Annotated in this window: 10 protein-coding genes; 7 read left to right on the forward strand and 3 right to left on the reverse strand. The window is 75.0% G+C overall.

All coding sequences use genetic code 11. The features are described from left to right. Positions 1–83 precede the first annotated feature (83 nt). From ACFQ8E_RS15835 to ACFQ8E_RS15845, 3 genes are all read left to right on the forward strand, one after another. Complete coding sequence (locus ACFQ8E_RS15835; RefSeq protein ID WP_430551526.1) at positions 84–3,794, forward strand: beta strand repeat-containing protein; 3,711 nt, start codon at positions 84–86, stop codon at positions 3,792–3,794. A 256-nt stretch (positions 3,795–4,050) separates the two neighbouring features. Next, positions 4,051–5,373, forward strand: a complete 1,323-nt coding sequence (locus ACFQ8E_RS15840; protein ID WP_430551527.1) for an MFS transporter — start codon at positions 4,051–4,053, stop codon at positions 5,371–5,373. 91 nt (positions 5,374–5,464) lie between these two features. Next, the gene (locus tag ACFQ8E_RS15845) at positions 5,465–6,433 is read left to right on the forward strand and encodes an NAD(P)-dependent alcohol dehydrogenase (RefSeq protein WP_430551528.1); all 969 of its coding nucleotides are present in this window, start codon (positions 5,465–5,467) and stop codon (positions 6,431–6,433) included. Positions 6,434–6,454: 21 nt separating this feature from the next. Here the strand turns inward: ACFQ8E_RS15845 and ACFQ8E_RS15850 are convergent, their stop codons facing one another. Next, positions 6,455–7,759 carry an MFS transporter gene (locus tag ACFQ8E_RS15850; protein ID WP_430551529.1) on the reverse strand — a complete coding sequence of 435 codons (1,305 nt, stop codon included), beginning with the start codon at positions 7,757–7,759 and terminating at the stop codon, positions 6,455–6,457. A gap of 91 nt (positions 7,760–7,850) precedes the next feature. Here ACFQ8E_RS15850 and ACFQ8E_RS15855 point away from each other — a divergent pair, with 91 nt between their 5' ends. The 4 genes from ACFQ8E_RS15855 to ACFQ8E_RS15870 all read left to right on the forward strand — a co-directional run bounded on the left by ACFQ8E_RS15855 (position 7,851) and on the right by ACFQ8E_RS15870 (position 11,240). Further along, positions 7,851–8,522: a YitT family protein gene (locus ACFQ8E_RS15855; RefSeq protein ID WP_430551530.1), complete on the forward strand. Its 672-nt coding sequence runs from the start codon at positions 7,851–7,853 to the stop codon at positions 8,520–8,522. Positions 8,523–8,584: 62 nt separating this feature from the next. Next, positions 8,585–8,905 (forward strand): GNAT family N-acetyltransferase, encoded by a 321-nt coding sequence (locus ACFQ8E_RS15860; RefSeq protein ID WP_430551531.1) that lies wholly within the window; start codon positions 8,585–8,587, stop codon positions 8,903–8,905. Beyond that, positions 8,902–9,903 carry a DUF1524 domain-containing protein gene (locus ACFQ8E_RS15865; RefSeq protein WP_430551532.1) on the forward strand — a complete coding sequence of 334 codons (1,002 nt, stop codon included), beginning with the start codon at positions 8,902–8,904 and terminating at the stop codon, positions 9,901–9,903. Before ACFQ8E_RS15860 ends, ACFQ8E_RS15865 begins: the two co-directional genes overlap by 4 nt. A 65-nt stretch (positions 9,904–9,968) precedes the next feature. Then, positions 9,969–11,240, forward strand: coding sequence for a glycosyltransferase (locus ACFQ8E_RS15870; protein ID WP_430551533.1), 1,272 nt, complete (start codon positions 9,969–9,971; stop codon positions 11,238–11,240). A 9-nt stretch (positions 11,241–11,249) separates the two neighbouring features. On the opposite strand, the gene ACFQ8E_RS15875 is transcribed toward ACFQ8E_RS15870, so the two are convergent. Both ACFQ8E_RS15875 and ACFQ8E_RS15880 read right to left on the reverse strand, forming a co-directional pair. Beyond that, the gene (locus tag ACFQ8E_RS15875; RefSeq protein ID WP_430551534.1) at positions 11,250–12,065 is read right to left on the reverse strand and encodes a YceI family protein; all 816 of its coding nucleotides are present in this window, start codon (positions 12,063–12,065) and stop codon (positions 11,250–11,252) included. Between the two features lie 5 nt (positions 12,066–12,070). Next, positions 12,071–14,566, reverse strand: a complete 2,496-nt coding sequence (locus tag ACFQ8E_RS15880) for an MFS transporter (RefSeq protein WP_430551535.1) — start codon at positions 14,564–14,566, stop codon at positions 12,071–12,073. Positions 14,567–14,568: the final 2 nt, after the last annotated feature.

Genomic DNA, 14,568 nt, shown 5'->3' on the forward strand with positions numbered 1-14,568 from the left:
GTCAGGAGCGGATCATGCATACCCATGTCCGACGAGCGCTGAAAGTCGCGCTCGTCGCAGGCGGCCTCGTGGTCGCCGGGGCCGTGACGGCCCAAGCCGCGGACGATGACGTCGTCGACGCCACCGTCGGTGCGGACACCTCGGTCGACCTCCACCTGAGCGAGGTCTCCGAGGAGACGAACGATGCCGAGCTCGACACGCCCGTGGACCTCCCCGAGGTCGACACGGAGGGCGTCGAGGCGGTGGTCGATGCCGTCGCCGGCGACGACGGCGCGGTCGACGACGTCGCCGGGCCGGACGAGGAGTCCGACACGACGACCGACGACCTCGTGGACGCCGTCGCCGAGGACGTGCACCAGACGGCGGACGACGTGCAGTCGGGCGACGTCCAGGGCGTCGTCGAGGACGTCGCCGGGGACGACGGCGTCGTCGACGACGCGATCGAGGACCAGCCCGCCGAACCGGCGGGTGGCGACTCCGGGAACGACGGCGCCGACGGCGGCTCGACCGGCGACGACCGGGGCGACGGCGGCACGCCGCAGCCCGCGGACCGAGGAGCCGGGGGCGCGGTCGACGAGACCGTGGACCGTGCGTCCGACGAGGTGTCGGACGTGGCGGGAGCCGCCGACGAGGCGCTCGGGACCGGTTCGGACGTCCGGGACACCGTCGACGGGGTCACCGGCGACGGTGGTGTCGTGGACGACGTCCTCGGCGCCGACGAGCCCGAGTCCGGCGTGACCGACCAGGTCACCGAGCATGTGGTCGACGACGTCGAGCAGGCGACGGGACACCTCGCCGCCGGTGACGTCGAGGGCGTCGTGGACGACGTCGCCGCCGACGGCGGTGTCGTGGACGACGCGCTCGAGGACCAGGGCGTCGACGCGGCGCTCGAGCAGGTCGGCGAGACCGTCGACACGGCGACCGGTGCGGTGGACGGCGTCCTCGGTACCGGCACCGCGGTGCAGGACACCGTGGGCGGGGTCGCCGACGGCGCCGTCGACGCGGTGGCCGGTGAGGACGGCGCCCTCGACGACGTCCTTGGTGCCGACGAGCCCGAGTCCGGTGTGACCGACGAGGTCGTGGAGCACGCGCTCGACGACGTCGACGGCACGCTCGACGGCGTCACCGCCGGTGACCTGGAGGGCGTCGTGGACTCCGTCGTCGCGGACGACGGCCTCGTCGACGACGCGCTCGAGGGAGACGCGACCGACGGTCTTCCCGGGATCGACGACCTGGGGTCGGTCGACGGCCTGGGTGACCTCGGTGGCCTCGGTGACCTCGGTGATGTCGGTGACCTGACCGGTGTCGTGGATGGTCTGCCTGGTCTCGGTGGCGGTGAGCTGCCGGGTGCTGGACCGGGTGACCTCGGTGATCTGGGGTCGCTGGGTGGCCTTGGTGCGCTGACGGATGTCGATGCCACGGTCGAGGGTGTGCTGGCCGGGGTCTCGGACGCGGCGGGCTCGCTGGACGCTGCGCTGGGTACCGAGCCGGTGGTGCAGGGCACGGTGGACGGGCTGGTCGGTGAGGACGGCGTCGTGGACGACGTCCTGGGTGCCGACGAGCCCGAGGCCGGTGTGACGGACGAGGTCGCGGGGCACCTGCTCGACGACGTCGACGCCGCGCTGGGCGGTCTGACCGCCGGTGACCTGGACGGCGTCGTGGACTCCGTCGTCGCCGACGACGGGGTGCTGGACGACGCGCTGGAGGACAGCGCGACCGACACCATCCTCGGTGACCTCGGTGACCTCGGTGACCTCGGTGACCTCGGTGACCTCGGTGACCTCGGTGACCTCGGTGACCTCGGTGGCCTCGGTGACCTCGGTTCGCTGCCAGGCACGGGCGACTCGGCCGGGCTGGGTGACCTGACCGGCGCGCTGCCGAGCCTGGACGGCGCGGTGGACGACCTGACCGTGTCGGTGGCGGACGCCGCGGGCACGGTCGACGGCGTGCTGGGCACGCGGTCGCTGCTGCGGTCCACGGTGAGCGGCCTCCTCGGTGCTGACGGCGTGCTGGACGACGTCCTCGGCCCGGACGAGGCGCAGGACGGCGTCACGGACGGTCTCGTGGAGGCCGTGGTGGACGACGTCGACTCGACGCTCGACTCGGTGACGGCCGGCGACCTGCCGGGCGTGGTCGACGACGTGACCGGCGAGGACGGCCTGGTCGACGACGTGCTGGAGGACCAGGGCCTGGACCCGGTGCTCAACGACGTCGTGGGCTCCACCGGTGCGGTGGACGACCTGCTGGGCACGGGGTCGGCGGTGCAGGACGTGGTCGGCGGGATCGCCGGTGAGGAGGGCGTGCTGGATGACTTCCTCGGCGCCGACGAGCCGCAGGACGGCGTCACCGACGGTCTCGTGGAGGCCGTGGTGGACGACGTCGACTCGACGCTCGACTCGGTGACGGCCGGCGACCTGCCGGGCGTGGTCGACGACGTCGCCGCCGACGACGGGCTTCTGGACGACGCGCTGGAGGACGGCGGCGTGGACGCGGCCGCGGACGACGTGGTCGACCAGGTCTCCGACCTGGCGGGCACGGTCGACGACACCGTCGGGACCGGGTCGCTGGTGCAGGACGTCGTGGACGGCCTCGCCGGCGACGACGGTGTCGTGGACGACGTCGTCGGTGCCGACGAGCCCGAGGACGGCGTCACGGACGAGCTCGTCGAGCACGCGCTCGACGACGTCGAGCAGGTGGTGGGAGACCTCACCGAGGGCGACCTCGGCGCGGTGGCCGACGACCTCACGGCCGAGGACGGCCTGGTCGACGACGTGCTGGAGGACCAGGGTCTGGACCCGGTGCTGAACGACGTCGTCGACTCCACCGGTGCGGTGGACGACGCGCTCGGCACGGGTGACCTCGTCGAGGACACCGCGGACGGCCTGCTCGGTGAGGACGGCGTGGTCGACGACGTCGTCGGCGCCGACGAGCCGCAGGACGGCGTCACGGACGGCGTCGTGGAGGCCGTGGTGGACGACGTCGACTCGACGGTGGACTCGGTGACGGCCGGCGACCTGCCGGGCGTCGTCGACGACCTGACGGCCGAGGACGGCCTGGTCGACGACGTGCTGGAGGACCAGGGGCTGGACCCGGTGCTGAACGACGTCGTCGACTCGACCGGCACCGTGGACGACGTGCTCGGCACGGGTGACCTCGTCGAGGACACCGTCGACGGGATCGCCGGCGAGGACGGCACCGTGGACGACATCATCGGCGCCGACGAGCCGCAGGACGGCGTCACGGACGAGCTCGTCGAGCACGTCGTCGAGGACGTCAACGACACGGTGAACGACCTGCTCGAGGGCGACCTCGGGGCCGTCACCGACGACGTCCTCGCCGAGGACGGTCTGGTCGACGACGTCCTGGAGGACGGCACCACCGCTACCGATCCTGGTGACGGCACGGACCCGGGTGACGGCACGGATCCTGGTGACGGCACGGACCCGGGGGACGGCACGGACCCGGGCGACGGGACCGACCCGGGCGATGGGACCGACCCCGGCGACGGTGGCACCGCCAACCCGGGTGACGACGGGTCCGGCGACGGCTCGACCACCCCGGTGGGCGGACCGGTCGCCGAGGCCGCCGGCGCGGACGGTTCGGGACAGCTGATCGGTACCGGGTCCGACGGCGCCACGGCGGCGTCCGGCGCTGACGGTGCCAGCGCGATGCAGTCGCTGCCGACGACGGGCGGCGACCTGCGGCTGCTGGGCCCGGCGCTGCTGCTGATGCTGACGGGCGTCGCGCTGGTGCTGCGCCGCCGGAGGGAGGTCGTCGCGGTCGGGACCCGCTGACCCCGTCGGAGCCGGTACCGGCTCCGGACGGGGCGGCGCTGTCACGGGGGATCACTGGGGAGTGTCCCGTGGCAGCTCCGCCCCGGCTGGGGTCGGCGGGGTGCGGCACGGCGCAGGGGGCCGGGCCGCACCCACGACGCACCGGCGACGCGGGGTACGCGTGGCGGCCCCGGGCGGACGATCACCGGGCTCTCGGGGGAGGGTCTCGGCGGACCCGCCCGGGGCTGCCCGCGGAACACGCCTACCCTGGGACACCGTGCCCCGCCTGATCGCCGACCTCACGCCGCTGCGCGTCTCCCCGGCGTTCCGTCGCCTCTGGTGGGGCCTCGGCGTCTCGAACATCGGCACGCAGGTCACCGTGGTCGCGGTGGGCCTGCAGGTGTACGCCCTGACGGGTTCCACGCTCGCGGTGGGCACGCTGGGGATCGCCGCGCTGGTGCCGCTGGTCGCCCTCGGGCTGTACGGCGGGGCGCTGGTGGACCACTACGACCGGCGCCGCGTCTCGCTGCTCGCGTCCTCGGTGCTGTGGCTGGTGACGGCGGCCATCGCGGCGCAGGCGTGGCTCGACGTCGGCTCGGTGAACCTGCTGTACGGGCTCGTGGCGCTGCAGTCCGCGGCGTTCGCCATCAACAACCCCGCGCGCACGTCGATCGTGCCGCGCCTGCTGGAGCCGCAGCTCATGCCGGCGGCCAACGCGCTCCAGACGCTGTCGTTCAACGTGGCCCTCACCTGCGGCCCCCTCGTGGGCGCGCTCCTCGTGGCCCGGCTGGGGTATGCCTGGGCGTACACCCTCGACGCGCTGCTGTTCACCGCCGCGCTGTGGGCGGTGTGGCGGCTGCCCGCCGTCCCGCCCGAGCTGACCCTGGACGACCAGAGGGACGACGACGTGACCGGCGCCGCGCCCGCCCGGCGGCGCGTCGTCGGGCTGAGCTCGGTGCTTGACGGGCTGCGCTACCTCGCGACGCGGCCGAACGTGCGCACGACGTTCGTCGTCGACCTGGCCGCGATGGTCCTCGCCTTCCCCCGCGTGCTGTGGCCCGCGGCGGGCGCGCTCTACCTGGGCGGCGGGGAGACGACGACAGGTGTGCTCGCCGCCGGGTTCGCCGTCGGCGGCATCCTCGCGAGCGTGTTCTCCGGCGCGCTGGTCCGCGTGCGGTGGCAGGGCCGGATCATCGTGTGGGCGATCACGGCGTGGGGGCTGAGTGTCACGGCCTTCGGCGCGGTGCTCGTCGCCGTCGGGCCGGACGCGCCGGACGGCGTGCTGTGGGGCGCCGTCGTGCTCGCGGGCGTGGCGCTGCTGCTCGCGGGCGGGTCGGACGCGATCTCGTCCGTGTTCCGCCAGTCGATCCTGCAGACCGCGACGCCTGACCACATGCGCGGCCGCCTCCAGGGCGTGTTCATCGTGGTCGTCGCGGGCGGGCCGCGGCTCGGGGAGATGGTGCTGGGCTCGGAGGCCACGTGGTTCGGCGAGGGCTGGGCGGCCGTCGTCGGCGGGCTCGCGTGCGTCGCCGTGCTGTGGCTGGTCGTGCGGCTGCAACCCCGGTTCTGGCGGTACGACGCGCACCATCCGGAGCCCTGAGCCCCGAGCGCTCGCCACGGCGTGCTCCCGCGGGCGTGCATATCGTCGAGGAACCCCGACCAGCAGCCCTCGCCGGCCCGCGGGAGGAACGATGCGAGCGATCGTGCACGACCGCTACGGCACGGCCGAGGTGCTCCGGCTCGCCGAGGTCGACCCGCCGGAGCCGACCGGCCGCGAGCTGCTGGTCCGCGTGCGGGCCGCGGCGCTCGACGCCGGCGTCTGGTACCTGACGACGGGACGGCCACCGGTGGCGCGCCTCGCGTTCGGGCTCCGCCGCCCGAAGGCGCGCGTCGCGGGTCAGGAGCTCGCCGGCACGGTCGAGGCCGTGGGCCCCGGGGCGCGACGGTTCGCCGTCGGGGACGAGGTGTTCGGCACGGGCGCCAGCACGTTCGCCGAGCTGGCGCTCGCGCCGGAGAACAAGCTCGCCGCGCGCCCGCCGGACCTCGCTCCCGAGGCGGCCGCCACCCTCGGCGTGTCCGGCACCACGGCGCTCCAGGCCGTGCGCGACATCGGCGAGGTGCGCGCCGGCCAGCGGGTGCTCGTCACCGGCGCGGGTGGCGGCGTCGGGACGTTCGTCGTCGGGCTCGCGGTGGCGCGAGGTGCCGCCGTCACCGGGGTCGCGGGCCCCGGCAAGGCGGAGCTGGTCACGCGGCTCGGCGCCGAGCGCGTTCTCGACTACACCCGCGAACCGATCACCGCGGCCGGGCCGCACGACGTCGTCGTCGACGTCGCGGGCAACCGGCCGCTGCGCGACCTGCGCCGCGCCCTGACGCCCCGCGGCACGCTCGTGCTGCTGGGTGCCGGGGTGACCACCAGCGGGTTCCTCGGCGGGGCGGAGCGCCAGCTCCGCGGGCTGCTGTGGTCGCCGTTCCTGCGGCAACGGCTGCGAGGGTTCGTCGGCATCACCCAGCCGGACGACCTGCAGACCTTGGCGACGATGGTCGTCGAGGGGCGGCTCGCCCCGGCCGTCGAGGCCGTGCGCCCGCTCGCCGAGGCGCCCGACGCGGTGCACGAGCTCGGGCTCGGCCATTCCCGGGGCAAGACCGTCGTCGTCCCCTGACCGGACCCGGGGACGCGAGCGTCAGGGCGTCGCGGCCGCGTAGGGCTTCCGTCTGCGCATCCCCGGCAGGGCGACGACCGCGAGGACGGCGCACGCCCAGCCGCCCGACATCGTGACGAGGAACCCGGCGTGCGAGTCCACGGCGTCCACCGCGACGCCGGCAAGCCACGAGCCGAGCGAGACGCCGACGCCCAGCGACGTGCCCACCCACGTGAGGCCCTCGGTGAGCTGGTGCGGCGCGACGAGCGCCTGCACCAGGGCGTTGCCGTTGATGAGCGTCGGGGCGATGGCGAACCCGGCCACGAACATCACCACGCCCAGGACCACGAGGTTCTGGACGAAGAAGAACAGGGAGACCCCGACGGCGATCCCGCAGGCCGTGACGGTGAACCGGACCGACAGCGGGGACACCCAGTGCCTTGCCCCGTACGCCAGGCCCGAGACCATCGAGCCCAGCGCGAAGCAGGCGAGCACCAGCCCGGCGAGGCCCTTGACCCCCTGCTCCTCCGCGAACGCCACGGTGGCGACGTCGCTCGACCCGAACATGACGCCCATGCCGACGAAGACGACGGCGAGCACCGGCATCCCGGGCATGCGGATCGCCGAGCGGCGCTCGAGGCGGACGGCGTCGGGATGCGTCACCGAGCCGACGCGCTCGCCGTCCGCGGGTACGGCCGCGCCCCGGGCGGGCGGCTCGGTGCGCCGCTGCGTGAGGAACCAGGCGGCGCCCCCGCCGCCCACGACGGCCGCGACCAGCAGGCCGCCCGAGGGGATGACCGTCGTCGCGAGCGTCGTCGCCAGCACCGGGCCCACGATGAACACCAGTTCGTCGAGGGCCGACTCCAGGGAGTAGGCGGTGTGCACGCGCCGCGCCTCCGGGAGCACGTGGGACCAGCGGGCCCGGGCGAGCGACCCGTACGAGCCCTGGCTCGCCCCGCCCACCGCGGCGCACACCCACAGCACCCACTCCGGGGCGCCGAGGGTCGCGGCCGCCACCAGCCCCAGGAGCCCCACCGTCGTCGCGACCAGCATCGGGGTCATCACCCGGGCCTGGCCCGACCGGTCCACGAGGCGCGCGATCTGCGGCGCGACCAGGGCCTGCGCCACCACCAGCACCGCCGACACCCGGCCCGCCATCGCGTACGAGCCGTACAGGGCCTGCACCATGAGCACCGTGCCGATGCCGACCATCGACATCGGCAGCCGGGCGATCACGCCGGCGGCGGAGAACGGGAGCGCCCCCGGTACCTGGAGGACGTCGAGATAGGGGTTGCGCTTCCGGGCGCCCGACGCCGTGTCGGGGCCCTCGGGGACGGGCTCGGTCACTGCCGGATTCTCCCACCCCCGCGGGTGTGGGGCTTGGTGCGGCGCAGCCCCACCGCGCGCGCCCGGCCGGGGGCCTCTAGCGTGACGGACCATGACCGCCAGGGACCGCGTGCGCGCCGCGCAGCTCGTGCCGCGTGCGCTCTGGGCGCTCGGCGGCGTCGCCGTGCTCGCCCTCGGGTCGGCCGTGCTGCTGTCCGCGCACGTCGGCGTCGACCCGTTCACGGCGGCGAACATCGGGGTCAGCGGGCACCTCGGCATCGGGCTCGGGGCGTACCAGCTCGCCGTGAACGCCGTCCTGCTCGTGCCCGTCGTGGTGTGGGCGCGCCGCTACGTCGGGCTGGGCACGGTCATCAACATGGTGATGACGGGGTTCTTCGTCCAGTGGTTCGGCGCGCTGCTGGCGCCCCTGGTGCCCGACCCGCCCAGCCACCTGCTGCAGGCCGTGCTCTTCGGGGTGGGGATCGTGCTGTTCACCGCCGGCGCGTCGGCCTACATGACCGCGGGGATCGGGACGGCGCCGTACGACGCGATCGCGCCGATCGTCGTCGACCGCACCGGGTGGCGCTACCGGGTGGTGCGGGTGGCGCAGGACCTGGCGTTCGTCGGCCTCGCGATCCTGTTCGGCGGCCCGGTGGGGGTGGGGACCGTCATGACGGCGTTCTTCGCCGGGCCCCTCATCGACTTCTTCACCGTGCGGGTCAACACGCCGCTGCTGCACCGCCTGCTGCCCGGCGACGAGGAGCCGGTCCACCAGGCGCCGTGAGGTCCGTCTCGCCCCGGCACGGGGGGCGACAGATGTCGGGGTCAGCGGCCAGGATGGGGGCCATGAACGCCACCCCCACCCCCGTGACGGTCGTCGACGACCGCGACCACCAGGTCTTCCTCGCCCGGCTCGACGACGGCCGCCGCGCCGGCGGCGCGTACTACGAGCGGAAGGCTGACGAGGGGTCGGCCGTGGTCGTCTTCACGCACACCGAGGTGGACCCGGCGTTCGAGGGGCAGGGGATCGGGTCGCAGCTCGCCGCCGGCGCGCTCGACCAGGTGCGCGCCGCGGGGGAGAAGATCGTGCCGCTGTGCCCGTTCATCAAGGCCTACGTGCAGCGCCACCCCGAGTACGCCGACCTGCTCGCGCACCCCGCCCGGTGAGGGCGGCGACCACCACCCGGCGCGGCGGCATCGCGGCGCTGGGGGTCTCCGTCGCGCTCCTGCTCGGCGCGTGCGCCGGCGGCCTCGAGCCCGCGACCCCCGGTGTCGACGACGTCGCGCCCTCCGACCTGGCAGCGCCGTCCGACCTGCCCGCGCCGTCGGACGAGCCGGCGCCCTCGGACCCGCCCGTGTCGCCGGGCACGTCACCAGCGGGGACCGCGCTCGCGGCGCTGGAGGGCCTGCCGGTCAAGGGTCGCGCGCCCAAGACGGGCTACTCCCGCGACCAGTTCGGCCCGGCGTGGGCCGACGTCGACCACAACGGGTGCGACACCCGCAACGACGTCCTCGCGCGCGACCTGACCCGCACCGTCACCGACCCGGACACGCACGACTGCATCGTGCTGAGCGGCGTGCTCGCCGACCCGTACACCGCCACGCGGATCGACTTCCTGCGCGGGCAGGCGACGTCCACGGCGGTGCAGATCGACCACGTGGTCGCGCTGTCCGACGCGTGGCAGAAGGGGGCGCAGCAGCTCGACGGCGTGGCGCGCCGGCAGCTCGCCAACGACCCGCTGAACCTGCTCGCGGTCGACGGCCCGACCAACTCGGGCAAGGGGGACGGCGACGCCGCGACCTGGCTGCCGCCGTCCAAGACGTTCCGCTGCCAGTACGTGGCGCGGCAGGTCGCGGTGAAGCAGGCGTACGCGCTGTGGGTCACGCAGGCCGAGCACGACGCCATCGCGGGCATCCTGTCCCGGTGCCCCGACGAACCGCTGCCGTCCGGCGGGCCGGCGCCGCGGGTGGACGCCGGCCCGGACGACACCAGCTCGGACGACACGAGCTCGGACGACACGAGCTCGGACGGCACGGGCTCCACGCAGGAGCCGTTCGCGAACTGCGACGCGGCGCGGGCGGCCGGCGCGGCGCCGGTGCACCGCGGCGACCCCGGCTACTCCTCCCGGCTGGACCGCGACGGGGACGGGACCGCCTGCGAGTGAGCGTGTCCGGCCTACCGTGGAGCCGAGCACGCCGAACACCGTGAGTCGACCTCCGAGGGGCCGCGATGCCGCACACCTACCTCTTCGCGCTGACCGACGGCGGCGGCACGGTACCGCCCGAGCTCGGCGCCGCGCGACGGCTCGTGGAGCGCGGCCACCGCGTGACGGTGCTGGTGGAGGACTCGATGCTCCCGGAGGCGAGCGCCACCGGGGCGCGCGTCGTGCGCTGGGAGCACGGGCCGAACCGCCCGGACCGCGACCCGGCGCACGACCCGTTCCGCGACTGGGAGCGCACCAGCCCGCTCGCGCAGGCGCGCCTCATGGGCGACCGTGCGATCGCGGGGCCCGCGCCCGGGCACGCGCGCGACGTCGCCGCGGCGATCGACGACGACCGGCCGGACCTCGTCGTCTCGTCGATCTTCGCGTTCGGCGCCATGATGGCGGCCGAGTCGCGCGGCATCCCGTTCGACGTCCTCATGCCCAACGTCTACGTCCCGCCCACCCCGGGCGCGACGCCGGTCGGGATGGGCCTGGCGCCTGCGCGCGGCCCGCTCGGCAGGGCGCGGGACGCGGCCATGCGTCGGATGACGGTCGCCGGGCTCGACCGCTACACGCTGGAGCGGCTCAACGCCCTGCGCGCCGAGCTCGGCGTCGGGCCGATCGCGCACTCGTGGGAGCAGGTGCACCGCGCGCGGCGCCACCTGGTCATGACCAGCCCGGCGTTCGACCTCCCCGCGACGCTGCCCCCCGCGGCGCGGTACGTCGGTCCGGTGCTCGACGACCCGTCCTGGGCGGAAGACGGCGACTGGTCGCCGCCGCCCGGCGACGCCCCGCTCGTCCTCGTCGCCATGTCGTCGACGTTCCAGGACCACGTCGGCGTCCTGCAGCGGGTCGTCGACGGGCTCGCGACGCTGCCCGTGCGCGGCCTGGTCACGACCGGCCCGGCCGTGTCGCCGTCGGCGGTCCGCGGCACGCCGGACGTCACGGTCGTCGCCTCGGCGCCGCACGGGAGGGCGATGCGGGAGGCCGCGGCCGTCGTGACCCACGGCGGGCACGGGACCCTGCTCAAGGCGCTCGCCGCCGACCTCCCCGCCGTCGTCGTCCCGCACGGGCGCGACCAGGCGGACAACGCCGTCCGCGTCACCCTGCGGGGCGCGGCCGTCCGGCTGCCGCGCACGGCGTCGTCGGCGCGGTTCGCGGACGCCGTCCGGCGCGTGCTCGACGACCCGTCGTACGCGCGCTCGGCGCGCGCCCTCGGGGCGGCGATCCGGCGGGACGCCGAGCACAGCACGCTCGTCGCGGAGCTGGAGGACCTGGACGGCGCCGACCGCGCGTAGGGCGCGCGGTCACGCGGGCAGCGCGGCGCCCTGCGCGGCCTGGATCTCCAGCTCGACCTTGAGGGTCGTTCCCACGATCGCGACGCCGGCCGCGGCGACCTCGTTGTACCGGATGGCGAAGGCGTCGCGGCGCAGCTCCGTGGTGGCGCGGAACGCCGCGCGCACGACGCCCTGCGCGTCGGCGCCGGTGCCCAGGTAGGTCAGGTCCAGGTCGACCGGGTGCTCCAGCCCGTGCAGGGTGAGGTCGCCGTGCACCGTCCAGCGACCGTCGGCGACAGGCGTCATCCCCGTCGAGCGGTACGTGATGTGCTCGTACCGCTCCACGTCGAGGAAGTCCGGGGACCGCAGGTGGGCATCCCGAGAGGCGTTGCCGGTGTCGATGGACGCCGCGGCGATCACGGCGGCGACGCCGGACCGGGAGACGTCGCCGGGCGCGACGTCGATCCGGCCGGCGAGCTCGGTGAACCGGCCCCGCACGCTGGAGATGCCCAGGTGCTGGGCCACCGCCGCCACCGACGAGTGCGCGGGGTCGATCGTCCACGGGCCCGGCGGCGGCAGCTCCGTGCCGCCCTGCCGGGCCAGCGTCACGGTGCCCAGGGCGGCGCGGCCCGCGGCGGTGACGATCGCCGACGTCGCGGCGGGCGCGTAGCCCACCGCCGTGACGATCGCGACGTACGCGCCCGGGGCCAGCGCGGCCTCGCCGCGGACCGCGCCGTCGTCGTCCGCGTCCGCGCGCAGCACCTGCGCGCCGGCGGCGTCCGTGAGGGTGACGACCGCGTGCGGCACGGCCCACCCGTCGCGCGTCCGGACCGTGGCGGTCAGCACGCCGCTCACTCCGCGGGGTGGGCGAGGGTGAGGTCGTGCCCGTCGACGCCCGCGCCGGCGAGGCTCACGGCCGTCGCGGCAGGCGGGTAGCCCGTCGCGATCACCGTGTACTCGCCGCCGTCCAGGTCGGTGAACGCGTAGGCGCCGTCCGCGCCGGTCGTCGCCGTCCCGGCCACGTTGCCCGCCGCGTCGACGAGCGTCACCCGGGCGTCCGCGAGCGGCCCGTGCGGGGCGCGCACGACGCCGGTCACCCGGGCGCCCGCCGCGAGCTCCACCTCGACGCGCGTGACGCCGGCGGCGCCGACCTCGACGGGCAGCGCGCGGGGCCGGAACCCGGCGGCGTTGACGGCCACCGTGACGGGCCCCGGCACGAGCTCCTCGAGGGCGAACGCGCCGTCCTCCGCCGTGACCGTGCTCGCCTGCAGGTCGCCGCGCACGTCCGTGACCAGCACCATCGCGCCCGCGACGGGGTGCAGGTCCGGGCCGCGCACCACGCCGCGCAGGCCGCTGGTGCCACTCAGCAGCACGTCGTGGGCCAGCGGCGTCGCGCCGACGACGATCGTCGAGGCCTGCGGCTGGAAGCCGTCGGCCGAGGCGATGAGCACGTACGTGCCGGCGCCCGGCGCGTCGACCGCGTACGCGCCGTCGGACCGCGCGATCGCGAGGCCGAGCTGTCGCCCGCCCAGCGAGATGAGCGTGATCGCCGCCTGCGGCAGCGGGGCGCCCTCGGCGCCGCGGACCAGGCCGTGCACGGTGATGCCGTCCGTGCCGCCGTCGGGCCGGGCGTCCGTCGCCGGAGCGGCGCGCCGAGCGGTCGGCCCGGCGCCGACCGCGACGAGCTCAGGGGCGTAGGCCTCGGTGTCCTCGAGGGCCTCCGGGGCCGGGGAGCCGGCCTCCTCGGCGGCGGACTGCTCCATCGCGCCCTTGGTCTGCAGCGGGACCTCCTTGATGAAGGCGACGAGCAGGAAGGCGACGAGGGCGGCGCACGCGCCGATGAGGAAGACGTCCGCGATGCCGTGCCCGTACGCGCTCTCGAGGACGCCGCGCAGGGGCTCGGGCACCTGGTCCATGTCGGGGATCTCGCCCGAGCCGCCCGCCGCGCCCTGGGCGAGCTCGGCGCCCTTCGGGCCCAGGTTCGCCAGGCCGTCCGCGACGTGGTCGGGGATCCGGTGGGCCAGGACGGCGCCGAGCGCGGAGACGCCGATCGCGCCGCCGAGCGAGCGGAAGAACGTGACCAGCGAGCTGGCGGACCCCAGGTCGGCGGGGGCCACCTGGTTCTGCGTGCAGAGCACGAGGTTCTGCATCATCATGCCGACGCCGACGCCCATCACCGCCATGAAGACGGCGACGTGCCAGTACTCGGTGTCGTACCGGATGGTGCCCAGCAGGCCGAGCCCGGCGGTGAGCAGCAGGGCACCGGAGACCAGCCAGCCCTTCCAGCGGCCGGTCCTGGTGATGATGAGGCCGGAGAGGGTCGACGAGACGAACAGGCCACCGATCATGGGGATCGTCATGACGCCGGCCATCGTCGGCGACTTGTCGCGCGCCAGCTGGAAGTACTGGCTGAAGAAGATGGTGCCGGCGAACATCGCCACGCCCACGAAGAGCGAGGCCACCGACGAGAGCGCCACCGTGCGGTTGCGGAACAGCCGCATGGGGATGATCGGCTGGGAGACCTTCGACTCGACCAGCACGAACAGCAGCACGAGGACGAGCGCGCCGCCCGTCATCGCGTACGTCTGCCACGAGTTCCAGTCGTACTTGTCGCCCGCGAACGTGACCCACAGGAGCAGCAGGCAGACGGCGGCGGTCGAGAGGAACGCGCCGCCCCAGTCGATCTTCACGTTGTCGCGCTTCACGACGGGCAGGTGCAGCGTCTTCTGCAGCACGATCAGCGCGACGAGCGCGAACGGGACGCCCACGTAGAAGCACCAGCGCCAGCCCAGCCAGTCGGTGTCCGTGATGACGCCGCCGAGCAGCGGGCCGCCGACGGTGGCGACGGCGAAGGTGGCGCCCAGGTAGCCGGAGTACCGGCCGCGCTCGCGCGGCGCGATCATCGTCGCCATGACGATCTGCGCCAGGGCGGACAGACCGCCGGTGCCGATGCCCTGGAACACGCGGCAGACGATGAGCCACTCCGCGGACTGCGCGAGCCCCGCGGCCGCCGAGGCGAGCACGAAGATCACCAGCGCGACCTGCACCAGCACCTTCTTGCTGAACAGGTCGGCGAGCTTGCCCCACAGCGGGGTGGTGGCGGTCATCGACAGCAGCGAGGCCGTGACGACCCAGGTGTAGGCCGACTGGCCGCCGCCGAGCTCGGCGATGATCTCCGGCAGGGCGTTCGAGACGATCGTGGAGGACAGGATCGCGACGAACATGCCCAGCATGAGGCCCGACAGGGCCTCCAGGATCTGCCGGTGGCTCATCGAGACCCCGGGCTGGTGGTCGGTGCGCGCGCCGCGCTTGGCGTGCGCGGGCGCCGCCGCTGTGGTCGATGCCATGA

Origin of the sequence: Isoptericola sp. NPDC056573, from assembly GCF_042793335.1 — a bacterium.
Lineage (GTDB): Bacteria > Actinomycetota > Actinomycetes > Actinomycetales > Cellulomonadaceae > Isoptericola.